18 protein-coding genes are annotated in these 25,927 nt (G+C 63.4%); 10 read left to right on the forward strand and 8 right to left on the reverse strand.

Annotated features, from left to right (window positions below; translation table 11 throughout):
* Window positions 1-72 precede the first annotated feature (72 nt).
* From AC07VL_RS04695 to AC07VL_RS04705, 3 genes are all read left to right on the forward strand, one after another.
* Complete coding sequence (locus AC07VL_RS04695) at window positions 73-4,788, forward strand: NAD-glutamate dehydrogenase domain-containing protein (RefSeq protein WP_494804809.1); 4,716 nt, start codon at window positions 73-75, stop codon at window positions 4,786-4,788.
* Window positions 4,788-5,813: a succinylglutamate desuccinylase gene (locus AC07VL_RS04700; protein WP_494804810.1), complete on the forward strand. Its 1,026-nt coding sequence runs from the start codon at window positions 4,788-4,790 to the stop codon at window positions 5,811-5,813. The genes AC07VL_RS04695 and AC07VL_RS04700 overlap by 1 nt, the downstream gene beginning before the upstream one ends.
* A 136-nt stretch (window positions 5,814-5,949) precedes the next feature.
* Window positions 5,950-6,459: a DUF1993 domain-containing protein gene (locus AC07VL_RS04705; RefSeq protein WP_494804811.1), complete on the forward strand. Its 510-nt coding sequence runs from the start codon at window positions 5,950-5,952 to the stop codon at window positions 6,457-6,459.
* A 113-nt stretch (window positions 6,460-6,572) separates the two neighbouring features.
* On the opposite strand, the gene AC07VL_RS04710 is transcribed toward AC07VL_RS04705, so the two are convergent.
* A complete protein-coding gene (locus AC07VL_RS04710) occupies window positions 6,573-7,130 on the reverse strand; it encodes a glycine zipper 2TM domain-containing protein (protein ID WP_494804812.1) in 558 nt (185 codons plus the stop codon).
* 160 nt (window positions 7,131-7,290) lie between these two features.
* Here AC07VL_RS04710 and AC07VL_RS04715 point away from each other — a divergent pair, with 160 nt between their 5' ends.
* The 6 genes from AC07VL_RS04715 (at window position 7,291) to AC07VL_RS04740 (ending at window position 16,224) form a co-directional block, all read left to right on the forward strand.
* Window positions 7,291-8,403, forward strand: a complete 1,113-nt coding sequence (locus AC07VL_RS04715) for an NADH:flavin oxidoreductase/NADH oxidase (RefSeq protein WP_494804813.1) — start codon at window positions 7,291-7,293, stop codon at window positions 8,401-8,403.
* A gap of 169 nt (window positions 8,404-8,572) precedes the next feature.
* On the forward strand, window positions 8,573-10,192 hold the full coding sequence (locus tag AC07VL_RS04720; protein WP_494804814.1) for an ATP-binding cassette domain-containing protein: 1,620 nt from the start codon (window positions 8,573-8,575) through the stop codon (window positions 10,190-10,192).
* Between the two features lie 219 nt (window positions 10,193-10,411).
* Window positions 10,412-10,870 (forward strand): RidA family protein, encoded by a 459-nt coding sequence (locus AC07VL_RS04725; RefSeq protein ID WP_494804815.1) that lies wholly within the window; start codon window positions 10,412-10,414, stop codon window positions 10,868-10,870.
* Between the two features lie 129 nt (window positions 10,871-10,999).
* Complete coding sequence (locus AC07VL_RS04730) at window positions 11,000-12,430, forward strand: amino acid permease (protein ID WP_494804816.1); 1,431 nt, start codon at window positions 11,000-11,002, stop codon at window positions 12,428-12,430.
* 295 nt (window positions 12,431-12,725) lie between these two features.
* Complete coding sequence (locus AC07VL_RS04735; RefSeq protein WP_494804817.1) at window positions 12,726-14,198, forward strand: amino acid permease; 1,473 nt, start codon at window positions 12,726-12,728, stop codon at window positions 14,196-14,198.
* A 67-nt stretch (window positions 14,199-14,265) separates the two neighbouring features.
* Window positions 14,266-16,224: a S9 family peptidase gene (locus AC07VL_RS04740; protein WP_494804818.1), complete on the forward strand. Its 1,959-nt coding sequence runs from the start codon at window positions 14,266-14,268 to the stop codon at window positions 16,222-16,224.
* An 11-nt stretch (window positions 16,225-16,235) separates the two neighbouring features.
* On the opposite strand, the gene AC07VL_RS04745 is transcribed toward AC07VL_RS04740, so the two are convergent.
* Together AC07VL_RS04745 and AC07VL_RS04750 are read right to left on the reverse strand one after the other, a co-directional pair.
* Entirely contained in the window at window positions 16,236-18,386 is a 2,151-nt protein-coding gene (locus AC07VL_RS04745) for an FUSC family protein (protein WP_494804819.1), read from the reverse strand.
* Window positions 18,387-18,476: 90 nt separating this feature from the next.
* A complete protein-coding gene (locus tag AC07VL_RS04750) occupies window positions 18,477-20,165 on the reverse strand; it encodes a M14 family zinc carboxypeptidase (protein ID WP_494804820.1) in 1,689 nt (562 codons plus the stop codon).
* A 148-nt stretch (window positions 20,166-20,313) separates the two neighbouring features.
* Here AC07VL_RS04750 and AC07VL_RS04755 point away from each other — a divergent pair, with 148 nt between their 5' ends.
* Window positions 20,314-20,883, forward strand: a complete 570-nt coding sequence (locus AC07VL_RS04755) for a hypothetical protein (protein ID WP_494804821.1) — start codon at window positions 20,314-20,316, stop codon at window positions 20,881-20,883.
* Between the two features lie 81 nt (window positions 20,884-20,964).
* Here the strand turns inward: AC07VL_RS04755 and AC07VL_RS04760 are convergent, their stop codons facing one another.
* The 5 genes from AC07VL_RS04760 to AC07VL_RS04780 form a co-directional block, all read right to left on the reverse strand.
* Window positions 20,965-23,118, reverse strand: a complete 2,154-nt coding sequence (locus AC07VL_RS04760; RefSeq protein ID WP_494804822.1) for a S46 family peptidase — start codon at window positions 23,116-23,118, stop codon at window positions 20,965-20,967.
* A 308-nt stretch (window positions 23,119-23,426) separates the two neighbouring features.
* Entirely contained in the window at window positions 23,427-23,696 is a 270-nt protein-coding gene (locus AC07VL_RS04765; protein ID WP_071075198.1) for a GlsB/YeaQ/YmgE family stress response membrane protein, read from the reverse strand.
* A gap of 166 nt (window positions 23,697-23,862) precedes the next feature.
* The gene (locus AC07VL_RS04770; protein ID WP_494804823.1) at window positions 23,863-24,438 is read right to left on the reverse strand and encodes a YceI family protein; all 576 of its coding nucleotides are present in this window, start codon (window positions 24,436-24,438) and stop codon (window positions 23,863-23,865) included.
* 140 nt (window positions 24,439-24,578) lie between these two features.
* Window positions 24,579-25,133 carry a YceI family protein gene (locus tag AC07VL_RS04775; RefSeq protein ID WP_494804824.1) on the reverse strand — a complete coding sequence of 185 codons (555 nt, stop codon included), beginning with the start codon at window positions 25,131-25,133 and terminating at the stop codon, window positions 24,579-24,581.
* A gap of 116 nt (window positions 25,134-25,249) precedes the next feature.
* A complete protein-coding gene (locus AC07VL_RS04780; RefSeq protein ID WP_290599847.1) occupies window positions 25,250-25,774 on the reverse strand; it encodes a cytochrome b in 525 nt (174 codons plus the stop codon).
* Window positions 25,775-25,927: the final 153 nt, after the last annotated feature.

Genomic DNA, 25,927 nt, shown 5'->3' on the forward strand with positions numbered 1-25,927 from the left:
ACACCGCTGCCGCCCAGCCACAAGCCCGAACGACAGCGTTGGACATTCACATGACCGTAATGGAGATGCAAGATGAATCACACGCCACAAGATTTGCGTACACAAACGCTGGAGCTGGTTAACGCGGCTGGCAGTGCGGGCAAGGCGGCAGCGCCTGTCGTGCAGCTGGTGCAGGCATGGCTCGATTCGCTCGATGCCGAAGACCTGGCCGATATCGCGCCCGGCAGCCTGGCGCCCGTGCTGGTCGACGGTTTTACCCAGGCAGCCAAGCGTACGGGCAGCGGCTGCCAGATCGCCACCCTGCGTTATGCGGATGGCCGTGGCGGCATGGCGAGCGCCTTGCTGATCCTGAACGAAGACATGCCTTACCTGGTCGACTCCATCGTCATGGCCATGCGCCGCCAGCACCTGGCCGTGCGCGGCGTGATGAATACCGTGCTGCCGGTGCGCCGCGCTCTTGATGGCAGCGTGGAAGCGGTACGTCAGCCTGGCGACCCGCTCGAATCGTATGTGCTGGTGCTGCTCGACGAAGAGCTGGAGCCCGATGCGCTGGCCGCCCTGGTCGCCGCCATCGACATGGTGGCGCGCGACGCTGCCGTCGTGCGCCGTGACAGCGCCGCCATGAGCGAGCGCCTGGCCGCCGTCGCCACGGCTGCATCGCAGCATGGCGAAGAAGGCGCGGAAGTGGCTGCCTTCCTGGAATGGGCCCGCAGCGGCGGCTTTGAAGTGTTTGGCTATGCGTATTACCGCGTCAAGCCGGGCGTGCGCGAACTGGAACGCGACATCCCGAGCCGCGTCGGCGTGCTGCAGGACACGGCGCACCCCGTGTACGGCACCTGCCTAGCGAATATCCCGGGCGACTTCGACACCCTGGCCAAGCGCGAATCGGCGCTGTCCATCGTCAAGGCCGACGTGGCGGGCACTTTGCACCGCGACCAGCAGCTCGACTTCATCGGCGTGCGCGATACGGATGCGCAAGGCGCCATCCTGGGCGAACACTGCTTCGTCGGCCTGTTTACCCGCGCCGGCAATTCCACCCCGCTGGCGGCGCTGCCCTTTGCGCGCGGCCGCGTGGCCAAGGTATTGAGCCTGGCCGGCGTGCGCCAGCAAGGCTTCCGTGCCGAGAAATTCCGCGAAATCCTCGAATCGCTGCCGCGCACCGAAGCGCTGGAAGCGGACCTCGACTGGCTGGCGCAAGTGTGCGGCGCCGTCGTCTCGCTGTACAAGCAGCCGCGCACCAAGGTCTTCGCGCGCCGCGACGTGTACGCGCGCCACCTGAACGTGCTGGTCTACCTGCCGCGCGAGCGCTACAGCGCCAGCGTGGCATCGAGCTTGGCGAAGGCGCTGCAAGCCAGTTCCGGCGCCACGCACGTGAGCACGCAAACCCTGGTGGCCGACGGCCCCCTGGCGCGCGTCTACCTGATCGCCCACGCCGCGCGCTACCCGCTGGACCTGGAAACGGATATCGAGCAGCCGCTCCTGGGCGTGCTCGATGGCTGGCATAACGGCTTTGCGGCCGTGGCCGACGCCGTGCCCGACGTGGCCCTGCGCACCAGCCTGCGCAAGCTCTGCGCCACCTTGCCGCTCGATTACGTGGCCGCCACCGCGCCGGCCGTCGCCTTCCGCGACCTCGATACCATCCTGCGCAACACCGATCCATCGCACGTGGCCGTGCGCATCGAGACGGGTGTTGTCACCACCATCCGCCTGTACTCGGCCAACAAGGTGCCGTCCCTGTCGACCATCCTGCCGGCCCTGCACAACGCGGGCGTGGCCATCGACCGTGAACAGGCATATTCGGTGTCGCTGTCCGACGGCACGCGCTATTTCGTCACCAGCCTGACGGTCGATGCCGCCAGCGCGGCGAAACTGGCGCAGCCATCCGTCGTCGCCGTGGCGCAGGAATTGTTCGCCGCCCTGTTCAACGATACGGCCGAAGATGGCCGCCTGAATGGCCTGGTCATCGAAGGCGGCTTGTCGACGCGCGAAGTGCAACTGGTGCGCGCCTATACCAGCTACTGGCGCCAGACGGGCAGCCGCTTCTCGGTGCGCTATATCGCCGAAAGCCTGCGCAAGCAGCCGGCCCACGTGAAAGCCCTGGTCGACGCCTTCCTGCAGCGCTTCGACCCGTCTCTGTCGGACGCGCAGCACGCGGCTGCCCTGGAGGCCATCGCCACCATCAAGGCCGGCTTGCCGTCCGTGAACCATGCGGACACCGAGGAAATCCTCGGCGCGCTGGCCGACCTGATGGCCGCCACCCTGCGCACGAGCTACTTCCAGAACAATCAGCAAGGCGACAAGATCATCTTCAAGTTTGACACCAGCAGCCTGGCGCTGGTGCCGGAACCGCGCCCGTACCGCGAGATTTTCGTCTTTTCGCGCCGCTTCGAAGGCGTGCACCTGCGCGGCGGCCCGGTCGCCCGCGGCGGCCTGCGCTGGTCCGACCGCATGGAAGACTACCGCACCGAAGTGCTGGGCCTGGTCAAGGCGCAGATGGTGAAGAATGCCGTCATCGTGCCGGCCGGCGCGAAGGGCGGCTTTGTCTGCAAGATGATGCCGCAGGACGCCGTGCGCGAAACCATCGCGGCCGAAGGCGAAGCCGTCTATCGCCTGTTCATTTCCAGCCTGCTGGAAGTGACGGACAACCGCTCGCTGGGCAACATCGTGCCGCCAGTCGATACCGTCTGCTTCGACGACGCCGACCCCTACCTGGTGGTGGCTGCCGACAAGGGCACGGCCACGTTCTCCGACATCGCCAACGGCATCGCCGTGCAGCGCGGTTTCTGGCTCGGTGACGCTTTCGCCTCGGGCGGCTCGAACGGCTACGACCACAAGAAGCTGGGCATCACCGCCAAGGGCGCCTTCGAAGCCGTAAAGCGCCATTTCTATGAAATGGACCACGACCTGAACACCACCCCGATCACCATGGTCGGCGTGGGCGACATGTCGGGCGACGTGTTCGGCAATGGCGTGCTGCTGTCGCGCCAGCTGAAACTGGTGGCCGCGTTCGACCACCGCCACATCTTCCTCGACCCGACACCGGACGTCGCCGTCTCGTTCGACGAGCGCGCGCGCCTGTTCGCCTTGCCGCGCTCCTCGTGGGATGACTACAACAAGGAGCTGATCTCGGCAGGCGGCGGCGTGTATCCACGCTCCGCCCGCACGATCGAGCTGTCGCCGCAAATCCGCGCCGCACTCGATATCGCGGAAACGTCGCTGGCGCCGGAAGAACTGATGCACCGCATCCTGAAATCCCCGGTGGACCTGTTCTACAACGGCGGTATCGGTACCTACATCAAGGCCTCGACGGAAAGCCATGCACAGGTGAAGGACCGCGCGAATGACCATATCCGCGTCAACGGCAACGAGCTGCGCGTAAAGGTCGTCGCCGAGGGCGGCAATCTGGGTGCGACGCAGGCCGGCCGCATCGAGTTCGCGCTGGCGGGCGGGCGCATCTTCACCGATGCGATCGACAACTCGGCCGGCGTGGATTGCTCGGACCATGAAGTCAACGTGAAAATCTGGCTGGACGTGGAAGTCAACGCAGGCAAGCTGACGGAAGCCGACCGCAATCGCGAGCTGTATGCGATGACGGATGACGTGGAGCGCCTGGTCTTGCGCGACAACACGCAGCAGACGCACTTGCTGGTGCGCGAGTTGCAGGCGCAAGGCGAGAGCGCCGTGCAGGATGGCTACGCCGCCCTGATCGCCAGCCTGGAAGAAGAAGGCGCCCTGTCGCGCGAACTGGAGCAGCTGCCGTCGGTGGCCGAACTGGCGCGCCGCAAGGCCGACGGTCGTGGCCTGACGACGCCGGAACTGGCGGTGGTGATCGCCAACGTGAAGAACCGCTTCAAGCGCATCCTCTCCGCGCTGCCGCTGACGGACGAAACGTGGGCCGAGCCGGTGCTGAAGCCCTACTTCCCATCCCTGCTGGTGGCAACCCGTTCGGCGCTGGACCATCCGCTGGCCAACGCCATCCTGGCGACCGTGCTGGCCAATGAAGTGATCAACCGCTGCGGCCCGCTGATGATCCGCGACCTGGCGGCGGAACACGGCGTTGACGAGTCGACCGTGATCCTGGCCTGGGGCCAGGCATGGGTGGCGCTGAACCTGGCGCCCGTGTTCGACGCACTCGACGCGGATGCCCTGACGGTGCCGCGCGAAGTGTCGATCAAGGTCGATGCGCAAACGCGCGTGCTGCAGCAAACGATGATTGCCGGCGTGCTGTCCGTGCCGGCCGAGCAGTTGCGCGGTGCAGGCCTGGCTGAACTGACGCGTTTGTTTGGCGCGGAATCGAAGCGCGAGCTGCTCAAAGCGGTCGGCATCAAGTCGGAAGCGGCGCTGGTGCCGGGCTTGACGCCGGCCTTCGTGCAAGCGTGGGATGCGGTCGATGCGCTGGAAGTCGTCGCCGGCTTCCTGTTCCCGGCCCTGTCCGTGCCGCGTCCGGCCTCGATGGACCTAGCGGCCTTCCTGCAAGTGGGCCTGGCCCTGCGCAGCCAGGCCGGCATCGATACCCTGGAGCGTGGCCTGAAGCTGGCCGCGCAAGGCAAGTCGCAGGAACAGCTGCGCAACTACGCGCAGCAAGCCCTGCGCCGCACGCAACAGCGTCTGCTGACGCAGGTGCTGGCGCGCGCCGAGCAAGGTAACGCCGGCCAGGCCGTCGATGCGGTGACGGGCGCACTGGGCCTGTCGGCCTATGTGGCGGCAACGGAACTGGAGCAGGCCATGCTGGATGTGTGGACGCTTTCCGAAGCGGTGAACAAAGTGACAGCGGAAGCGGCCGTGTAATGACGCAAGCAGCAACACCAGCAGTAACACAGGTAGTGCAGGGCGCCGGCGGCTTGCCGCCGGCCGTCCAGGCGCTGGCGCAGGCCGATTTCAGCGCCGTGGCGCAGCTGTTCTCGGACGCCGGTTTCACGGTGGCCTTGCCGGCGCCCGGCATGCTGCAAGTGCGTAAGCCGGGAGAGGGCCGCGCCAGCGTGGCCGTCTCGGTGGGCGTGCATGGCGACGAGACGGGGCCGATCGAAGTGCTGGCGCACCTGCTCGACGCCCTGTCGCGCGATGCGCCGGCCCTGGCCGTCGATTTGCTCGTCTGCGTGGGCAATGTCGATGCGATCCGGGCCGGCAAGCGTTTCATCGACGCCGACCTCAATCGCATGTTCCGCCCCGCGCGGGGCAGTCTGGCGCAGGCGGCGGAAAGCGCGCGCGCCGATGAAATGATCGCCGCGACCAAGGCGTTCTTCGACGCGGCGGGGCCGGAACGCTGGCACCTGGACCTGCACACGGCCATCCGGCCTTCCGTGTATCCCACGTTTGCCATCGTGCCGGACCTGGTGGCCGACGCGGCCAAGGCGCAGCTGATAGCCTGGCTGGGCCAGGCGGCCATCGGCGCCATCATCATGAACCCGCAATCGGCCGGCACCTACAGCTATTATTCGGCCGAGCATTTCGGCGCGGCTGCCAGCACGGTGGAACTGGGCCGGGTGGGTACACTGGGGCAGAACGATCTGTCCCTGTTCGACGACGTGTCGCGGGCGCTGGACGGCTTGCTGCGCGGGCTGCCGGCGCAAGCGCTCAAGGCGCAACCGCACGTGTTCAAGGTGGCGCAGGAAATCATCAAGCACAGCGATGAATTCCGCATGGCTTTTGATCGCAGCACGCAGAACTTCACGTCCCTGCCGCAGCACGCCGTGATCGCCAGCGATGGCGACCATGTCTATACGGTGCAGCATGCGGAAGAGCTGGTGGTGTTTCCCAACCCGGACGTGCGGGTGGGCTTGCGTGCCGGTTTGATGGTGGTGCGCGTGGCCTGATCGTCCAGCCCTCACACAGCATTTGGCGCCAGCCGGGGAAACCCGTTTGGCGCCATTTTTTTGCCTGGCGTTCGGTGCGCACCCGCGGGCGGCGCCTCGGGTACACTGGCTCATCGTTCACTATCAGGAGTTCGCCATGTCCGTGTCCATGTATCAGGCAACCATCCCCGTCTTCATCCGCGGCTTGCGCGTCGTCTCGGCCTTGCTGGAAAAGGGCCAGGCGCATGCGGAGGAAGGCGGCATCGTGCCCGAGATCTTGCTGGGTGCGCAGCTGGCGCCCGACATGCTGGACCTGACGGCGCAAGTGCAGCGCGTCAGCGACACGTCGAAGATGTCCGTCGAGCGCCTGAGCGGCGTGCCGGCGCCGAAGTTCGAGGATAACGAGGCGTCGTTCGAACAGTTGCAGGAGCGCATCGCCAATACCATCGCCTACATCGACAGCGTCAACGCAGGCCAGATGGCGGGCAGCGCGCAGAAGGAAGTGGTACTGAACTGGACCGACGAAGGCAAGAAATTCTCGGGCGACGATTACCTGCTCAGCTTTGCCTTGCCCAACTTCTATTTTCACGTCTCCATGGTCCACGCCATTTTGCGAAACAATGGCGTGGCCGTGGGCAAGCTCGACTATCTTGGTCCTTACGATTGACAGGCCTGAAAAACCGTCGCGGGCGGCGATAATTTGTGGCCGAGAAGCGCAACTGTGCTGAAGCACAGTGAACATCGCAGGCCGCAAAGCGCGCCGCGCAGCAGGTTTTTAATTTAACGTTGCGGCTGCTGCACCTGGTTCTGCACCGCATTGCCCAGCATGCCGCCGCCGATCACGCCGGCCACCGTCGCCAGCGCCTTGCCGCGGCCGCCACCGACCTGGTTGCCGATCAAGCCGCCGATGACGGCGCCCGTGCCGATGCCCACGTAGTTGGGCTGGGCGGGAGCCGGCGCAGGCACCGGCTGCGGCTGGCGCACGGGTTCGCGGTAGGCCGTGTCGCGGTAGCCATCGTCATTGTAGGCAGGGCGTGCTTGCGCCACTTGCGTCTGGTGCACGACACGCTTGTGCACGACGGGTGCCGGTGCCGGCGCCGCCTGCGCGACGACGGGAGCGGCCAGCGGGGCTGCCACGGGCGCTGCCAGGGCAGCAGCGTTGGCTGGCGTCATGGCCGCCACATCGGCCGGTACGGCAGGCGTGGCCGGCACATTCGCCCGCGAATTGGGCAGGATGCCGGCGATGGACGCCGCACCCACCAGGCACAGGACCGTGACGGAAATGGCGGCGCCGGCCATCAAGGGGTGGATGCGGTTGGCGGTAGTCGTCGTGTTCATGGGTTCTCCTGGGGTGGCACTGCGGGTGTTGTTGATGTGTCCAGATTAACGGCCTCCTTGTCCCAAGGCTAGACATGGCGCTGTATCAAACGTAAGCAGGTGTAAGCCCGGATTGGTAAAGCACAGTAGAATCGGTGCTTCACCCTTTCCGGAGTCCGCCATGAGCCAGTTATTCACGCCGTATGCGCTGGGGCCCTTGCAAGTGGCCAACCGCATCGCCATCGCCCCCATGTGCCAGTACTCGGCCGACAATGGCAACGCCACCGACTGGCACATGATCCACCTGGGCCACCTGGCCCTGTCCGGCGCGGGCCTGCTGATGACGGAAGCGACGGCCGTCTCGCCCGAGGGGCGCATCTCGGCCGAGGACCTGGGCCTGTGGTCGGACGCGAATCAGACTGCGCTGGCCAATGTGGTGCAGGCCATCCGCCGCCACTCTCCGATGCCCCTGGTGGTGCAGCTGGGCCATGCGGGACGCAAGGCGTCGAGCCGCGCGCCGTGGCAGGGCGGCGCCTGCGTGCACCTGGCCGACGGGGGCTGGCAAACGGTGGCGCCGTCCGCCATCGCCCATGCCCCGGGCGAGACGGTGCCGATCGCCCTCGACGAGATGGGCTTGTTGCAGATCAAGGGCGCCTTTGTCGCCGCCGCCCAGCGCGTGCATGCGCTCGGTATCGAGGGTATCGAACTGCACGCGGCGCATGGCTATCTGCTGCACCAGTTCCTGTCGCCCCTGTCGAATCACCGCACGGATGCGTATGGCGGCAGCCTGGACAACCGCATGCGTTTTCCGCTGGAAGTCTATGAAGCCGTGCGCGCCGCCGTGCCCGCCAGCGTGGCCGTGGGCGTGCGCATTTCCGCCACCGACTGGGTCGATGGCGGCTGGGAAATCGAGCAAAGCGTGCGCTTCGCGCAGGAACTCAAGCAGCTGGGCGCCGATTTCATCCACGTCTCCAGCGGCGGGATTTCTCCGCAGCAGCAGATTCCCGTGGGGCCAGGCTACCAGGTGGCGTTTGCCGAGCGCATCAAGCGCGACAGCGGCTTGCCCACCATCAGCGTCGGCTTGATCACGGAAGCGCTGCAGGCGGAAGACATCATTGCGCAAGGTCAATCCGACATGGTGGCGCTGGCGCGCGCCATCCTGTTCGACCCGCGCTGGCCCTGGCATGCGGCGGCCCAGCTGGGCGCGCAGGTGCAGGCGCCGCCCCAGTACTGGCGTTCGCAGCCGCGCGAATACAAGCAGCTGTTCGGCGACACGACCCTGGGCCAGCGCTGAGCGGATCATTGCCCGTTCTGCTACACTCGCGTTTCCCTACCTCATTCCTCCAGGACACTTCGACATGCGCCATTGATACTGCCGTGCTGTGCACGGCCTCGCCCTTCCCGCCAGCGCCCCATTGCGCCCGCGGGTTCGCCAGCCCTGTCTGCACATACAAGGAGTATCCATGCCTGCATTACTACAACTCGACCGCCTTTCCTGCGTGCTGCCCGATGGCCGCGCCCTGTTTTCCGATTTGCAATTATCTTTTGCCCCGCAGCGTATCGGCCTCGTCGGCGATAACGGCGTCGGCAAGAGCGTGCTGGCGCGCCTGCTGGCGGGCCTGGCGCAGCCATCTGCCGGCGCCGTGCGCTGCGACGGCAGCGTGCACTACGTGCCGCAGGAGCTGGACCCGCACTGCTACCCCACGGTCGCGGCGCTGGCCGGCATGGACGCCGTGCTGGCCGCGCTGGAGCGCATCGCCGCCGGCTCGGTCGACGAGGCCGATTACGCCGTGGTGGGCGAGCGCTGGGATGCCCCCGTCCGTCTGCGCCAGGCGCTCGACGAGCTTGATCTGCTCCACGTCGATGCCGGCACGCCCACGGCCAGCCTGAGCGGCGGCGAACGCCAGCGCATCGCCCTGCAGGGCGCCTGGCTATCGCAGGCGGACTGGCTGGTGCTCGATGAGCCGAGCAACCACCTTGACGCCCATCAACGCGCGCGGCTGGTGGCGCAGATGGCGCGCTGGCCGCGCGGCTTGCTGCTGGTCAGCCACGACCGCGGCTTGCTGGCGCACGTCGATGCGATCGTCGAACTGTCGCCGCAGGGCTTGCGCAGCTATGGCGGCAACTACGCCCTGTATGCGCAGCAGCGCGCGCTGGAGCAGGCCGGCCTTGCCGCCGCCTTGCAGGCGGAAAAGGCCGTTGCCCGACGCGAACAGCGCGAAGCGCAGCAACAGGCCGAGCGCCAGCAGAAGCGGGTGACGCGCGGCGAGCGGGATGGCCGCGAAGGCAATCAAAGCAAGCTGCTGCTCGATGCCCGCAAGGAGCGCAGCCAGGATAGCCAGGGCAAGCTGCGCCTGCGCGCGCAGGAAGCGCAGCAGGCGCGCCGGCAAAGGGTGATGGACGCCGGCGCCCGCTGCGCGCCCGAGGCCGAACGCCTGCTGCTGGCACCCGACAGCGCCGTGCCGCACGGGAAATTAATCCTGGAGCTGCGGGAACTGGTCTTGCCGTATGGCCAGGCCCGGCCGCTGAACCTGGTCATGAGCGGCCCGTGCCGCCTGGCCGTGACGGGAGACAATGGCAGCGGCAAGTCGACCTTGCTGCGCGTGATTGCGGGCCAATTGGCGCCTGCCGGTGGCGCGCTGCGCAGCCATGCCCGGGTCGCCTGGCTGGACCAGCATGCGGGCGCGCGCGACGGCGAGCTGAGTGCCGTGCAGCGTTTGCAAGCGCGCAATACGCGCGTGGCGGAAGGCGAGCTGCGCACGCGGCTGGCGCTGCTGGGCATTGCCGGCGCGCGCGCCACCTTGCCCAGCCGCTTGCTCAGCGGGGGCGAGCGCATGAAGGTGGCGCTGGCCGCCGAACTGTATGCGCAGGCGCCGCCGCAACTGCTGCTGCTGGACGAACCGGACAATCACCTGGACCTGGCCAGCCTGCAGGCGCTGGAGCTGATGCTGGGACAATATCAGGGCGCGTTACTTGTGGTATCGCATGACCAGGCATTTCTGGCGGCGATAAACCTTGATCCGCAGGGCTTGACATTGCATAAATGGCAATTGAATGAAAAAAGTCACGCTTCATGCCTGTAGAGCATGCTTCATGAAACGATGCTGAATTTTGTTTGATTGTCGGTATAATCCACTGAATAACCGGGCCTATTTGTGAACTAAAACTGCCGGTTCACCAATATGATGACGTTTAATCTGGCACTGTTGGCGCTGCATCACCGCGCTGCCGGGACGTCTTCATCCGTGCCCCGCTGTTGATGAATGTCGGTTTCGTTTATATTGTTTTCTTGGAGAAATAGCATGTCGTTTTACGAAAAACTCAAGGCCCTCAACATCGAATTGCCCGTCGTTGCCGCGCCCGCCGCAGCCTACGTGATGCATGCCCGCACGGGCAATACCGTCTTCCTGTCCGGCCACCTGGCCAAGAAGGATGGCAAGGTCTGGGTTGGCCAGCTGGGCAAGGATGTCACCACGGAAGAAGGCAAAGTGGCCGCACGCGGCATCGCCATCGAACTGATCGCGACCCTGCAAGACGCCTGCGGCGGAGACTTGAACAAGGTCAAGCGCATCGTCAAAGTCATGAGCCTGGTCAATTCCACCTCCGAGTTCACGGAACAGCACCTGGTCACCAACGGCGCGTCGGAGCTGTTCGTCGACGTCTTCGGCGACAGCGGCAAGCACGCCCGCTCCGCCTTCGGCGTGGCGCAAATCCCGCTGGGCGCTTGCGTCGAGATCGAACTGATCGCCGAACTGGCCTGAGGCAGTAGCCTGACCACATGAGCATGCCGGCGCTCAGCCGCCGGCCAGCCCTTTCCTCCATTCCAGCAAGAGCGGAACCGCCATCGGGGTGGAGGGAGAGCTGTATTCAAGAAAAAACGGAGACACGTAATGAAAACGAGTGAAGAGGGCTTGCACCGCGGCCTGGGTGAGCGGCAGATCCGCCTGATGGCGCTGGGTGCCGCGATTGGCGTGGGCCTGTTTCTGGGTTCCGGCAATGCAATCAAGATGGCCGGTCCCGGCATCATGCTGTCGTATATTATCGGTGGCGCGGTCATTTTCATGATCATGCGCGCCCTGGGCGAAATGGCCGTGCACAACCCGGTGGCCGGCTCGTTCAGCCGCTATGCCCAGGATTACTTGGGCCCCCTGCAAGGCTACCTGACGGGCTGGAATTACTGGTTCCTGTGGCTGGTTACTTGCGTGGCGGAAATTACCGCCGTCGCCATCTACATGGGCATCTGGTTCCCGGACGTGCCGCGCTGGATCTGGGCCCTAGCCGCCCTGGGTTCCATGGGCGCCATCAACCTGCTGGCCGTGAAAGCCTACGGCGAGTTCGAATTCTGGTTTGCCCTGATCAAGGTCGTCACCATCATCCTGATGATCGTCGGCGGCACGGGCATGATCATCTTCGGTCTCGGCAATGGCGGCGTGGCCGTCGGCATTTCCAACCTGTGGACGCATGGCGGTTTCTTCCCGAACGGCGCGCAGGGCGTGCTGATGTCCTTGCAGATGGTGATGTTTGCCTACCTGGGCGTGGAAATGATCGGCCTGACGGCCGGTGAGGCGGCCAATCCGAAGAAATCGATCCCGGACGCCATCAATTCCGTGTTCTGGCGCATCCTGATCTTCTATGTCGGCGCCTTGTTCGTCATCCTGTCGATTTACCCATGGAATGAAATCGGCACCTCGGGCAGCCCGTTCGTCATGACCTTCGAGCGCCTGGGCATCAAGACGGCGGCCGGCATCATCAACTTCGTCGTGCTGACGGCGGCCTTGTCCTCGTGCAACGGCGGCATCTTCAGCACGGGCCGCATGCTGTACAACCTGGCGCTGCAAGGCCAGGCGCCGAAAGCGTTTGCGGAAACGACGGCCAGCGGCGTGCCGCGCCGCGCCATCCTCGTATCCGTCGTGGCGCTGCTGATCGGCGTGCTGCTGAACTACATGGTGCCGGAGAAAGTGTTTATCTGGGTCACCTCGATTTCCACCTTCGGCGCCGTCTGGACCTGGGGCGTGATCCTGGTGACGCAGATCCAGTTCCGCAAGACCTTGAGCCCGCTGGAAATCAAGAACCTGGCCTTCCGCATGCCGTTCGCGCCGTACGGTTCCTGGATTTCGCTGGCCTTCCTGGCGCTGGTGATCGGCCTGATGGCGTATTTCCCCGATACGCGCATCGCCCTGATGATCGGACCAGCCTGGCTGATCCTGCTGACGGTGCTGTACTACGTGCTGGGCCTGGCGCCGAAAGAGCGCCGCGATGAAGTGCCGCAAGGCTACGAAGCAGGCTGGCCACCGGCCGACGTGCCGCACGGTAAAAAGTAATCCAGCGTAGTTGAGCTGAATCAAAAGCGCGCCCCTACTCTTGCAGCGGCGCGCTTTTTCTTTAATATTGGCAATTCCATGCAGCGCTAGCGCCAGTGCGCGTTTGATGGCGCCTGCCTGACGTTGTTTCCTTACATCAAAGTTCTGGTTAGCTGAGCCGATGAAAGCCCTATAATCGCTTAGTTTTGAAAATGGACGCCATCTTTCCGGTTTTTTGCCAGGTAGGGCCGGAGCGCCGTTTTTAAGTGTTTTTACCCGTCATGTATACGAATGCATGCCTCATAAAGGAAGTCTAGTGAGCCAAACCCTGGTCCAGAAAATTTGCCGCACCAAGCCGATCGATACCACGGTCGAATATGGTGAAGGCCTCAGCAGTAGTGGCTTGAGCCGTTCCATCGGCCTGTTTTCCCTCACCATGATCGGCGTCGGTGCCACCATCGGCACGGGCATTTTCTTTACCATGGTCGAAGCCGTGCCCAAGGCAGGCCCGTCGGTCGTCCTGTCCTTCCTGATCGCCGCCATCACGGCCGGTTTGACGGCCTTGTGCTATGCGGAACTATCGTTCCGCATTCCCGCCTCCGGGTCCTCGTATTCGTTTGCCTACGCTACCGTGGGTGAGTTCCTGGCCTTCATCATGGCTGCCTGCCTGCTGCTCGAATACGGGCTGGCCGGCAGTGCCGTGGCCATCGGCTGGTCATCGTACCTGAACAACTTCCTGGAAAATGCGTTTGGCTGGCATATCCCCGAGATGCTGCGCACGCCGATGATCGTGTCCGGCCCCCACGGCATGGAATTTCGGGCCGGCCACATCAACCTGCCGCCCATCTTCCTGATCTGCATGTGCGGCTTCCTGCTGCTGCGCGGCGCCAAGGAGTCCGCCCTGATGAATGCCATCATGGTCATCATCAAGCTGGCGATCCTCGTGTTTTTCATCGTCATCGCGTTTTCCGGTTTCAATGCCGACAATTTCTTCCCCTTCTTCAATGCCGACAACAGCAAGGGCTTTGCCGGCATGACGGGCGTGACGGCGGCGGCCGGCACCGTGTTCTTCTCCTTCATCGGCCTCGATACGGTGGCCACGGCCGGCGACGAAGTGAAAAATCCCACGCGCAATGTGCCGCGCGGCATCCTCGGCGCTTTGCTGATCGTCACCGTGTTTTACCTGCTGGTGGCCGTGGCTGCCCTGGGCGCACAACAGGCCAAGCTGTTCGAAGGCCAGGAAGCGGGCCTGGCGGTGATCCTGCAAAACGTCACGGGCAAGACCTGGCCCGCGCTGGTGCTGTCGGCCGGCGCCGTCATTTCTGTCTTCAGCGTCACCCTGGTGACGATCTACGGCCAGACGCGCATCCTGTTTGCCGTCAGCCGCGATGGCCTGATCCCGAAATCGTTCCAGAAAATCCACCCGCGCACCCTGGTGCCAGTCAGCAATACCATCATGGTCTGCCTGGTGGTGGCCGTGGTGGCGGGCACGGTGGACGCGACATATTTGTGGGACATGGTCAGCATCGGCACCCTGACGGCTTTCATGGTGGTGTCGATCGCCGTGCCCGTGCTGCGCCGCAAGCAGGGCGCCAACCGCATCGAAGGCTTCAGCGTGCCCTTTGGCCCTTACGTGATTCCCGGCCTGAGCGTGCTCGCTTGCCTGTACATCATGCGCGACTTGCCGCACACGACGTTTGTCGTCTTCAGCATCTGGATGGCGGTGACGGTGGCCATTTACTTCCTGTACAGCGTGCGGCACTCGCACCTGGGCAAGCAAGCCAAGTGATGTTGTGTTGTTCACTCAGAAACCGCCGCGCTTGCCGGCGGTTTTTTTATTTCTAACCGGAATTTACATGATGAAAATAACTGATGTGGTCATCTGTGGCTTGTTCGCAAGCCTCTTCCTGGGCGTGGCGGTACAAGCAGCCCCTGCAGCGAACGGCGCGGCGCCGGCCTTGCGCGATTACCGCGCCGTGGCCCTGTCCGCCAATGGCCAGCGCATCGCCGCCATTGAGTCCGTCAAGGCGGGCGAGCAGCCGCAACGCCCGCATGCGGCCATTATCGTGCGCGACGCCGCCAACGGCGCCATCGTGCAACAGTTCGATCCTTGCGCCGCGTGTTCCTACGACAAGCCCAGCTGGTCGCCGGACGGCCGCCAACTGGCCTTCATCGCTTACGATGCCAAGGCGGGCAAGGCGCATCTGTATCTGGCCACGATGACACAGGCGCAGGCCAGGATGTTGATCAGTATCAAAGGCGTGGCCAGTACGGCGCGCTGGTCGCCCGATGGCCAGCAGCTGGCCCTGCTGGCCACCGTGGGGGCGCGCAAGCTGGCCGGCGCCGTGGAAGCGGGCGCGCGCCAGGTGGGCGAAGTGGGCAGCGAGGATGACGCCCAGCGCATCGCCGTGGTGCCGGCCGGCGGCGGCGAGCTGCGCTTGCTGTCGCCCGCCGACACCTATGTGTATGAATACAACTGGACCCCCGATGGCCGCGGCTTCGTGGCCACCAGCGCGCAGGGCAATGGCGACAGCAACTGGTGGGTCGCCAAGCTCAGCCATATTGATGCGGCCTCGGGCGTCCTGCGCGTGATCGCCTCGCCGGCCATGCAGCTGAACCTGCCCTCGGTGTCGCCGGATGGCCAGACGGTGGCCTTCATCGGCGGCCTGATGAGCGACTTCGGCTCCATCGGCGGCGACATTTATACGGTGCCGCTGGCCGGCGGCACGCCGCGCAACCTGACTCCCGACTACCGCGGTACCTTCAATAGCGTCGTCTGGCGCGGCGCCGGCCTGCTGGCGACGGCCCTGATCGATTCGCAGCTGGCGCTGGTGCCCGTCGACGCGCAGGCCGGCCCAGCCCAGCCCGTGTTGCTCGGTGAATTGAGCAGCAGCGGCAGCGATGGCCGCCTGTCGTTCAGTGCCGATGGCCGGCAGGCTGCGGCCGTGCAGGAAGATTTTACGCACGCCAGCCACCTGGTGGCGGGGCAGCTCGGCCAGCTGAAAAAGATTACGCATGACAATGACCAGTTTGCGCCACGGGTGAGCGTGCAAAACGTGGGCTGGAGCAATGAGCAATACCGGGTGCAAGGTTGGCTGCTGGGGCCGTTGCAGACGGACGCGGGCAAGCAGTATCCGATGATCGTCAACGTGCACGGCGGACCGGGCGCTGCCGCTGCGCCCCGCTACGTGGAAGCGGCCACCGTGATCGAGGAATTGACGCAGAAAGGCTATTTTGTCTTCCTGCCTAATCCGCGCGGCAGCTTTGGCCAGGGCCAGGCCTTTACGCGCGCGAACATGGCGGATTTTGGCGGCGGTGACTGGCGCGACATCCTGGCCGGCATCGATGCCGTGCAAAAAGTGGCGCCCGTCGACGGCCAGCGCCTGGGCCTGATCGGCCACTCGTACGGCGGCTTCATGACCATGTGGGGCGTCACGCACAGCGACCGCTTCAAAGCGGCAGTGGCGGGCGCGGGTGTGGCGAACTGGATCAGCTATTACGGCCAGAACGGCATCAACCAGTGGATGATCCCCTTCTTCGGCGCCTCCGCGTACGACAAGCCCGAGGTCTACCGCCGTGCTTCGCCCATTGAATCGATCAAGGCAGCGAAGACGCCCACCCTGATCTACGTGGGTGAGCGCGACGTGGAAACGCCTGCCGCCCAGTCGCTGGAATTCTGGCACGGCTTGCGCGCCATGGGCGTGCCATCGAGCCTGTTCATCTACGATGGCGAGGGGCACTCTTTCCGCAAGCCCGAGCACCAGCGCGACTTGCAGCAGCGCACCATCGGCTGGTTCGAGCGTTACCTGAAGTAAGATGTGCCGGCTTAGCGTGGTGACACGATGTGCACGATCGCCGCGCTATGCACCACGATCTTGTCGGCATCTGCCTGCAACAATCGGATGCGTCTTTTGACCAGCGGCCAGCCCGACCAGTCCACTTCGCTGACGGGCGGTGCTGCGGGGGCCGCCAACGGTGCGCTGATCGTGGCCTTGTTGTCGAGCTGGTCCAGCGCGCGCGACAGGGTCAAACACACTTGCGTATGGCTGTGGCTGAGCAAGGCGTTGACGGGTGCGACGGGCAGCTGGCTGGCATGGCGCCCCAGGATGGAGCGCAGCGCCGCCACGTGGGCCACCAGCAGGTAATTTTGCACGATGAACAGGTTGATGTCTTCCACGGCCCGCTGCTTGCTGGCCGGTTCGTCGAGCATGCGCACCAGCGCCGAGCTGAGCGCGGCCAGGCTGTCCATCAGGCGCTTGCGTTCGATGCGGTAGGCGAAATCATCAAAACATTTGCCCTGCAGCAGCTCGAAGCTGGCTTGCATATAGCTCAGGTTCACGTTCAGTACCTGGCGCACGAGGCGTGGCAGGCTCTGGTATTCCCAGTTGGCCAGCACGAAGCTGAACACGGTGGCGACCGCCGCACCGATGAGGGTATCGATCAGGCGCTCGCTGACGAGATTGGGGTTGCTGGGCGCCACCAGGTGCATTTGCAGCAAGATCATCAGGCTGACGGCGATGGCCGTGTAGCGGTAGCGCAAATAGATGAAGGTGGGCGTGGCCACGATGGAGAGGAAGAGGATGGCCATCAGGGCGATATTGCTGTGCACGAAGCGGATCACGATGGCCGTGATGACGCAGCCGATGATGGTGCCGATGATGCGGTCGGCGCGGCGCTGGCGCGTCATGCTGAAGGTGGGGCGCAGGATGATGACGATGGTCAAGACGATCCAGTAGCTGTGCGCCGCGTACGGCAGCCAGTGGCCGATCAGCAATCCCACCGAAATGGCCATCGACACGCGCAGGGCGAAGCGGAACACGGGCGAATCCAGGCGCAGATTCGACAGCAGGGTTTTCAGTTCGTATTTCTGCTGCGACAGGAACGGCGCCATGTCCGCGCCGCTCCAGAATGGCACGTCGGCGTAGACTTTCTGCGTTGCAAGGTGCAATTCGCCGATCATCTTCAGGATGGCGCGGATCTTGTTGCGCTGCGCGCGCAGGGTGGCCAGCGCTTCCTGCGCGCCGTCGCCTTTCGCTTGCAGGCGGGCAATTTCCGCCTCGATATCGCCCCATTCCTTGTCGTAGCTGATCTGCGCATACGAGGCGCGCTTGCGCGTGACGGCGTAGGCCACGGATTCGATGTCGCGCGCCGCCTTGTAGGCCAGGTCGTGCAGGGAGGTCAAGACGTCGGAGTCGGCCAGGTGCTGGCGCAGCAGGGCGTAATCCGTGTGCGTGGAGAGGATCAGTTCATACAGATCCAGCATGCAGACGTGCACCTGCACGACGATGGCATCCTTGCTGTTCTTGTGGCTGCGCAAGATCAAGTCGCGCGACGCCTGCTGGCGGTCGGCCAGGATGCTTTGATGGCGCACCAGCTTGTTGAACTGCTCCGTCAGGTTAAAACGCGTGTCGTAGAAATCGGCCTTGATGTCGATGTAGGCGGCCAGTTCGAACAGGGCTTCGGCCAGCACTTGCTGCTTGATGCGGTGGCGCAAGACCCAGGCGATGGCCATGGCGTAGGCGAGATAGATCAATCCCCCCAGCATGAACAGGCCCGCATGGTGAAACGATTGCTGCCATGTCATCTGGTGTTCCATCGACATGGTCATGATGAACAGGGCGGCCAGTTGCAAGGGCATGGATTTCTTGCCGTACACCACCATCATGCTGGCGAGAAAACTGACGAGCACGAGCACGGTCAGCAGCAGCCAGTGCACGGGGCCGCACAGGCTGATCAGGAGCGTCACGGCGCTGCACAGCAGCACCGAGGCCAGCATTTCATTGAACTTGTGGCGCAGGGGGCTGGGCATGTCCATCAGGGTCGTGCACAGGGCGCCGATGCACACCGTCATGGCGGTGGCGCTGTCGCTGATTTCCAGGGTCAGCAAGGTCAGGCCGACGAGGCCGATCGCCACGCGCAAGCCCAGGTAAAAATAATGGCTGTAAATAAAGGTGCGCAGGTTCAGTGCGTAGTGCATGGGTGTACCTTGTGGGTAGAGCACAGAAAGAGGCGCCGCAGCGGGGTCTCCGATGCGGCGCCAGGATGTTGCATTCGCTACAGTCCCGAGTTACATGAGGGCGATGACGGGATAGCGCCGCCATTCCGGCTCGGCAAAGCGCTGGCAATGTTCAAAAATGAAATCCAGCACGGCTTCCTGATTGCTCAGCAAGGCGGGATTCGCCGCTTTCCAGTCGGCAAACTTTGCCGCCAGCGCCGGTTCGTCGCGCAGCAATTCGGATGCCATGTCCTCGAACACATAATCGGAAAACGCTTCTTTCTTCTCCAGCACGCTGTTGAAGAAGCCCCAGCGGAAGAAGCTGTCGTGCGCCTCGGGTTCCAGGGTTTCCACGGCGTAGCGCGCATTGTCCTGGTCCAGGCTGACCACATAGTCGCCCGCCTGCAGGGTGAATTCGCCCGTGCGCGCTTCCAACTCCACCGTGTCGTGGAACATGTGGCCCTCGTAGGCCGTGGCGCGCGTACCGACGTTTTTTACGTGGTAGTAGCGTGCCGTTACCGTCTGTTCGGCGGTGATGCGCGACATGTCGACGCCATTCCAGCGCAGGCGCTCGATGACTTCGCGCCACGCCTGCGGCACGACGTAGGCTTTGGGGGCGGCCACGGTGACGTCCGCATCGAAGCGGTTGTAATAGGCGATATCGCGCTCCCACGGCTGCGAACGGTCGTAGGACAGGCGCTGGTAGTCGCCCAGCACGCTAGCCGTGTATTGCGCCGCATAGCCCTTGAAGGGGAAGGTCGACGGTTGTGCTTCGTTCATGGTCCAGTGGATGGGCCATTGGGCTTGCGTGCGGCCCGCCGCCTTCGCTTGCGCGCGCAACTGCTTGATCTGTTCGCCGTGTTTGACCGTGAAGGCCATGGTGATGTCGAGCAGGGCGCGCATGGAAGCGTAGCGGTCGGCAAATGGTTTCAACATGTGCGTTTCTGGCATGAAACCGATGACGTGATGCAGGGCCGCAAAGCCCGTCGAGAAACGGGGTACTTCGAGGAATTCGGCGATGCCGTGGTCGGGGCTGTCCTTGACGGGATTCACATACGGGCAGGTGGGCCAGCCGGCGCTTTCCATTGCCGCAAAGATGTGCGGCAGCATGGTGTCTTGCAGGAAGGGTCCCAGGCCATTGCCCAGCTTATCCGTCTGCGTGTGGATCAGGGTCATCGTGTACGGGTAGTCGGCGCCGTTCGACGTGTGCGTGTCGACCATCACGTCCGGGTCCCAGCTGGCCAGCAGGCGGTTGAACACTTGCGCGTTCAGGCTGTCGCACTTGATGAAATCGCGGTTCAGGTCCAGGTGGCGGCTGTTGCCGCGGAAACCGAATTGCTCCGGGCCATCCTGGTTCACGCGCGACGTGTTGGCGCGGTTCAGGCTGCCATCGACGTTGTAGACCGGAATGAACAGCAGCACGGTGCTGCCCAGCGCCGCCAGGCGTGCAGAATCCGTGCACAGGTCGCGCACGATGGCCATGCAGGCGTCGATGCCTTCCGGCTCGCCCGGGTGGATGCCGTTATTGTTGAAGAACACGGTGCGCCCTGCGCGCTTGATTTGTTCGCGGTCAAACACGCCATCGGCGCTGACGACGCCAGCGTGGATCGGTACGCCCGAGTCGGACAGGCCGATCTGTTCGAAATGCAGCACTTGCGGATAGCGTGCGGCGAGATCTTTGTAGAAGGTGATGCATTCCAGCCAGGTTGTGGTCTGGTTGTGGTTACCGAGTTCGTAGGTCGTGCGCAAGTCTGATGGCATAGCGGTCTGAGTCTGGGAGGGGGAAGGCGCGCTGGGTAAGTACGCCCATGAGGCGCCAATTGTAGCACCGGCGCCGCTGCCTTGATGTGCGGCAGGAGGGGGGCGCCTCACTTGTGGTATGAATACGTTTCACGGGCAAGGAGGCGGCATGGGCAGGACGGCGATGGCGGTGCTGGTGTGGTGGATTTGCCTGGCGGCACAGGCGGCGCCGTTGCGCTTGCCTACCGGCAAGGAACCCGTGGCGCAGGGCGGCTCCGTCACGGCCACCGCGCAGGGCGCGCTGATACGCTACCGGGGCTGGCTGCTGGCCGTCGATGGGGCGGCGTCGGCAGCGCCGCCCGATGTCCTGCTGAGCTCGGCGAAAGAGGGCCAAGCCCCGCGCTTGCAGGCAGGCAAGCTGGCGCGCGAGGTGCCCCTGTGGGCGGCCTGCGAGCTCGTCAAGGGGAGCGTGCGCCTGCGCATCACGGCGCTGCCGGGGCCGGATGAGGTTCCCGCACTGCTGCTGGACTTTGGCGACGGCGATTACCGCATCGTGATTCCCGCCGCCCCCATTGCCCGGCAAGACCATGCCGCGCTGGCGCAGCGTTTTCCCGGCGCCGACCTGGCCCTGCTGCTGGAAGGGGGGCGGCGCGTGATGCTACCGCTGGGCAATCGCCAGGCGCAGGTGTTTGGCGCGGAGCAAGCCGTTCCTTACCGCTTTGCCAAGGTAAAACGCTAGGCGAAAAAAAGCCACTCCCGCAGGAGTGGCTCAGGCGACAACCGCCCGTTGCCGGGCTTATTCGTTGTTGTTATCCGAAAATTACTCGGCGCCCATTTCCTTCAGCAGGTTGTCTGCGTGGTCGATGTGTTTCATGTTCCACAGCATGTAGCGCAGGTCGACCTGGATCGAACGCGTATTGGCCTTGTTGTAGTCCCAGTCGGAAATGATCGAGTCCAGGGTGCCGTCGAACGCCAGGCCGATGAATTCGCCTTTCGAGTTCAGGGCAGCCGAACCGGAGTTGCCGCCGGTGATGTCCAAGGTGGCCAGGTAGTCGACCGGCACGGTTTTCAGCTTCGGATCGACAAATTTGCCGAAGTCCTTGGCTTTGATCGCGGCCAGTTGTTTCGCTGGTGCATTGAACTCGCCTTCGCCCGTGGCCTTGGCCACCACGCCATTGACGGTGGTGAACGCGGTCCAGGTGGTGCCGTCGGCGCCATGGTCACGGCCGGCAACGCGGCCGAAGGTCACGCGCAGGGTGCTGTTGGCGTCAGGATAGACGGCTTGGCCCTTGCTCTTCATGAAGGCGATCTTGGCTTTCATGTAGTTGGCATAGCTTTGCTGGATCTTGCCGGCCAGTTCTTCGTCTTCCGCTTCGTTTTTCAGCGAATCCGGGTACATGGCGACGGCGGCCTGGATGAAGCTGTCCTTGCTGGCCTGGAATTCGGCTGGCGTGCGTTTCAGCCAGGCTGCGCGCTCGGCCTTGTCGCCCAGCTTGCTGCCGGCATACAGTTTGTCCAGGGCGGCAACCAGGTCCGCTTGCGACATGCCATCCTTGATGGCGATGGCGGCGTCGAAGCTGGCGCGGCGCTGTGCTGCCGGCTGCGCGGCGTACTTGGCCAGGCTGTTCAGTACCAGCGCCTTGTCGACTTTTTCATCGTAGGTGCGCTCGACCGAGGTGATGCCCGCTTCCAGGCGTGGCAAGTCGCGCGTCTGGTAGCCGGACTTGCGTTCCGTGTCGGCCTTGGTGCTTTCATTGGCCAGGCGGTACAGGCTGCGTGCCGTGTTCAGCAGGCGTGGCTGTGCGTAGCCCAGGAAGAAGTCGCGCTTGATGTCGGCATCGCGCTCGGCGATCAGCTTTTCCACCTGCTCGATGTCGCCGGCAAATTCCGCCTTGCGGGCAGGATTGGCGTTGACCCAGGTTTTCAGGGCGTCGTGTTCGGCCGTCTTGCGTGCCAGGAAGTCGCTGCCCGCGTACGAGTCCAGCATGCCTTGGCGGTTCTTGTAGTAATTGTTCACGCCAGCCACCTGGCCCGCGTATTTCAGGGCAACATCCTTGTTGTCCTTGGTTTCGCGCGCGATGATGGCCAGGGTTTCACCCGATGCCTTCACGAAGGCCGGATAGTTCCAGTCGAACGTGAATGCCACTTCCGATGGCAGGCGGTGACGGTTGGTGCGGCCAGGGTAGCCCAGCGCCATGACGAAATCGCCTTCCTTCAAGCCATCCTTGGCCAGTTTCAGCACGTGTTTCGGCTGGTACGGCACGTTGTCCTTGCTGAAGTCGGCAGCCTTGCCGTCCTTGCTGACATAGGCGCGGTAGAAACCGTAGTCGCCCGTGTGGCGTGGCCACATCCAGTTGTCGGTGTCGCCGCCGAATTTGCCCACGCCGGCCGGCGGTGCATGCACCAGGCGCACGTCGCGGATTTCCAGTTGCTTGATCAGGTAGAACTCCAGGCCGCCGTAGTAGCTCGACACGGTGCAGCGGAAGCCCGCTTCTTTTTCGCATTCGGCGACCAGTTTCTTCTGGTTTTTCTCGATCGCGTCGATGCGTGCCTTGCCTTGCAGCTTGGCCACGTCGGCGGTGATGATCTTGTCGCTGACATTCGTCACGGCCGAGGTGACGAAGATGCGGCTGCCCGGGGCGGCCGGCAGTTCTTCAGCGTAGGTCTTGGCCAGGAAGCCGTTGGCCAGCAAATCGCGCTCTTTGGTCGAGTTCACCGCCACGCTGTTGTAGACGCAGTGGTGGTTGGTGGCGACCAGGCCTTGCGGCGAGACGAACGACGCCGAGCAGCCGCCCAGGCTGACGATGGCGCCCATCGGGAACTCGGTCAGCTTGGTCAGGGTGGTCGGGTCCAGTTTCAGTCCGGCCGCTTTCAGTTCCTTGGCTACTTGTGGCAGCTGTTGGGGCATCCACATGCCTTCGTCGGCGTGTGCGAAGTTGCTCAGGATGGCGAGCGCGATTAAAGATTTTTTCATTCGATTTCTTGTCTTTTTACATGGTGGGAAGTCGGAATCAGCGTACGTACCCAGTGGTTTTCTCAGCGGGCGACCTAGAGTATCCGTATCGAACTGTGACTAGTCAATGACATTTTCCTCAGGGTATGTCGGAGGGTGTTTTATTTAAGGAAATATTTCATGTCCTGGCAGGGGGCAAATCAGGCTGGCAGGGCGCATTTTCCCGTGCCGGCGACCGTGGTATTGTCCAGACAATTGTTTTACAGGCAATAAAAATGGCCGGGCGCTTGCGCGGTCCGGCCCGTGTGTGATGTGTTGCCGCGCCAGCCTCAGCGTATTTTGCCGCGGCGCAAGAGATTCACGATACCCAGCAGTATCACGGCACCGAGGAAGGAGACCAGCAGCGAGGACAGGCTGAAGTTGTCGCTATTGATGGTGCCCGTGCCAAACAGGGGCGCCAGCAGCCAGCCGCCGAGGAAGGCGCCGACAATGCCGACGACGATGTTGAGGAAGATGCCCTGTTGCGCATCGGTTTTCATGACCATGCTGGCCAGCCAGCCGATGACGCCGCCAATAACGATCCATATAATGAAATTCATGTAATCCTCCGCGCGATGGATAAGTGGTTGTGCCGTGTTAGAAAAACATCATGGCAAATCGATACTGATGCCGCACGATAGAAAAGTCCAGCGCATTTACGCCTGCACGCAAAAGCCCGCCTGGCTGCGGACAGCGAGGCGGGCTTGTCATGTGGCAAGGTCGTGCTTAGTCGGCCTTGATGGCTTCCACCTGGATGGCCAGCTTGACTTCCGGCGAGAACGCCGGCAGGCCGTAGCTCAGGCCAAAGTCGCTGCGCTTGAATTCCGCGCTGGCATCGGCGCCGCACACTTCGCGCTTGTAACGCGGGTGCATGATGCACTTGAACTTGCTCACGTTCAGCTTGACGGGCTTGGTCACGCCCAGCAGGGTCAGCTCGCCATCGACTTCCACCAGCTGGTCGCCGTTGAACTTGAACGATTTACTTTTGTAGCTGATTTCCGGGAATTTTTCCACGTTGAACATGTCCGCTTTTTTCGCGTGCGTGTTCATCGCGTCCAGGCCGAAATCGATGGAATCGGCATCGATGACCAGGTCCAGGCTGCCCGACTTGGCGGCGCGGTCCAGGGTGACGGTGCCCTTGGTCTTGTTGAACTTGCCGCGCCACACGGACATGCCCATGTGATCGGCCTCAAAGCTGGGGAAGGTATGCGTCGGGTCGAGGTTGTAGGTTTCGGTAGCGGCCATGGCCGAACCGGCGCCGGCAACTGCCAGCACGGCGATCATCAAGTGCGAAAATTTCATGCAGATCCTAAAGGGTTGTGGGGTTGTTTTTGCTAACGCCTGAAAAACGTTCAGGGCAGGCGCCTTGCCTGGTGCGGTCCGAAAAGCACAAGGTGGAAAACCAGGCAAGAGCAACGCAGTCATGGACGTTTTCTCAGGCGTTACTGAGCCGAAACATGGAACTTGATCGTGACCTCATCGGCAACCATGCTCGTATCCTTCCACTCGCCTTCGCCGATGTTGTAGGTCAGGCGCTTGATCGGCAGGGCGCCGTCAAACGCATATTTGCCGCCGTCGGCTTTCACCGTCAGGGGGAAGGTCACGTCGCTGGTCTTGCCCTTGATGCTCAGCTTGCCCGTCACCGTCAGCTTGCCTGCGCCGGCAGCCTTGATGCTGCTCGAGACAAAGGTGGCTTTCGGGAACTGGGCGGAATTGAACCATTCTTTCTTCGCCACTTCCTTGTTGTATTCCGGGTCGCCGATATCGATGCTGGCCGTCTCGATCTCCACCGACGCTTTCGAGGCGTCCGGCGTGGCCGGGTTGTAATCGATGGCGATATTGAATTTCTTGAATTTCGCTTCCACGGGCACGTTCATTTGCTTGAAGACGGCCGACACGCTGGTCTTGGCGGAATCGACTTTCAGCAGGGTGGCGGCGGTGGCGGCCACGGACAGGCCCAGCAGGGAAGCGAGGACGATGCGTTGGGTGGTTTTCATCTTGTTTTTTCCTGTGTTTCAGTGAGCAAAGCAGATTAAGACGGACTTGGAACGCCGGACAAAACCGCAGCGAGCGCATGCAGATGGCGACGTGCAGCAGGTCTGGTTCGATGTTCTCAGGGCAGCATGCGTTTCAGCACGCCGTCGCGGTCGATGAACTGGTGCTTCAGCGCCGCCAGTACGTGGGCGGCCACGGCGGCAGCCATCGTCATGTTCAGAACATAATGAATTTCTTTTAAAAGTGGCTTAAGTTCCGGATTCGGCGCCATGAAGACGGGCAGCTGGAACAGGCCCAGGTAGACCACTGGCACGCCGGCGGCCAGGGTGTACAGGTAGCCGGAGACGGGCACGGCAAAGATCAGGATATACAGCAGCACGTGCATGGCGTCGGCCGCCTTCTTTTGCCACGCGACCATGCTGGCCGGATGCGGCGGCGGCACGTTGGCCTTGCGCCACAGCAAGCGGATGGCGGCAATGGCCAGCACGGTCACGCCCAGCCATTTATGCCACGAGAAATATTTGAGCTTGGTGGGCGTCAGGCCGGGAATATCCGTCATGACCAGGCCCATGATGAAGGCGCTGATGATCAGCAGGGCCGTCAGCCAGTGCAGGATGATGGCGGTGGTGGTGTAGCGTTGCATCGGCGGGGCTTTCTTGAAAGTAGTACGTATTAGGACTAATTCGGCCTAATATACCAAAGAAAAGCAAATTGCGCTGCGTGCTGGAGATTCTACAAGAAAGACGGACGGAAAAACCGCGGGGCGGGCAGCATTTGTGTGCTGGCCGCCCCGCGG

The sequence above is a fragment of the Janthinobacterium sp. GW821-FHT03C08 genome, from assembly GCF_059420905.1.

Coding starts and splice junctions, on each gene's coding strand:
- AC07VL_RS04695 (WP_494804809.1), top strand. CDS start 73: ATGAATCACACGCCACAAGATTTGCGTACACAAACGCTGGAGCTGGTT.
- AC07VL_RS04700 (WP_494804810.1), top strand. CDS start 4,788: ATGACGCAAGCAGCAACACCAGCAGTAACACAGGTAGTGCAGGGCGCC.
- AC07VL_RS04705 (WP_494804811.1), top strand. CDS start 5,950: ATGTCCGTGTCCATGTATCAGGCAACCATCCCCGTCTTCATCCGCGGC.
- AC07VL_RS04710 (WP_494804812.1), bottom strand. CDS start 7,130: ATGAACACGACGACTACCGCCAACCGCATCCACCCCTTGATGGCCGGC.
- AC07VL_RS04715 (WP_494804813.1), top strand. CDS start 7,291: ATGAGCCAGTTATTCACGCCGTATGCGCTGGGGCCCTTGCAAGTGGCC.
- AC07VL_RS04720 (WP_494804814.1), top strand. CDS start 8,573: ATGCCTGCATTACTACAACTCGACCGCCTTTCCTGCGTGCTGCCCGAT.
- AC07VL_RS04725 (WP_494804815.1), top strand. CDS start 10,412: ATGTCGTTTTACGAAAAACTCAAGGCCCTCAACATCGAATTGCCCGTC.
- AC07VL_RS04730 (WP_494804816.1), top strand. CDS start 11,000: ATGAAAACGAGTGAAGAGGGCTTGCACCGCGGCCTGGGTGAGCGGCAG.
- AC07VL_RS04740 (WP_494804818.1), top strand. CDS start 14,266: ATGATGAAAATAACTGATGTGGTCATCTGTGGCTTGTTCGCAAGCCTC.
- AC07VL_RS04745 (WP_494804819.1), bottom strand. CDS start 18,386: ATGCACTACGCACTGAACCTGCGCACCTTTATTTACAGCCATTATTTT.
- AC07VL_RS04750 (WP_494804820.1), bottom strand. CDS start 20,165: ATGCCATCAGACTTGCGCACGACCTACGAACTCGGTAACCACAACCAG.
- AC07VL_RS04755 (WP_494804821.1), top strand. CDS start 20,314: ATGGGCAGGACGGCGATGGCGGTGCTGGTGTGGTGGATTTGCCTGGCG.
- AC07VL_RS04760 (WP_494804822.1), bottom strand. CDS start 23,118: ATGAAAAAATCTTTAATCGCGCTCGCCATCCTGAGCAACTTCGCACAC.
- AC07VL_RS04765 (WP_071075198.1), bottom strand. CDS start 23,696: ATGAATTTCATTATATGGATCGTTATTGGCGGCGTCATCGGCTGGCTG.
- AC07VL_RS04770 (WP_494804823.1), bottom strand. CDS start 24,438: ATGAAATTTTCGCACTTGATGATCGCCGTGCTGGCAGTTGCCGGCGCC.
- AC07VL_RS04775 (WP_494804824.1), bottom strand. CDS start 25,133: ATGAAAACCACCCAACGCATCGTCCTCGCTTCCCTGCTGGGCCTGTCC.
- AC07VL_RS04780 (WP_290599847.1), bottom strand. CDS start 25,774: ATGCAACGCTACACCACCACCGCCATCATCCTGCACTGGCTGACGGCC.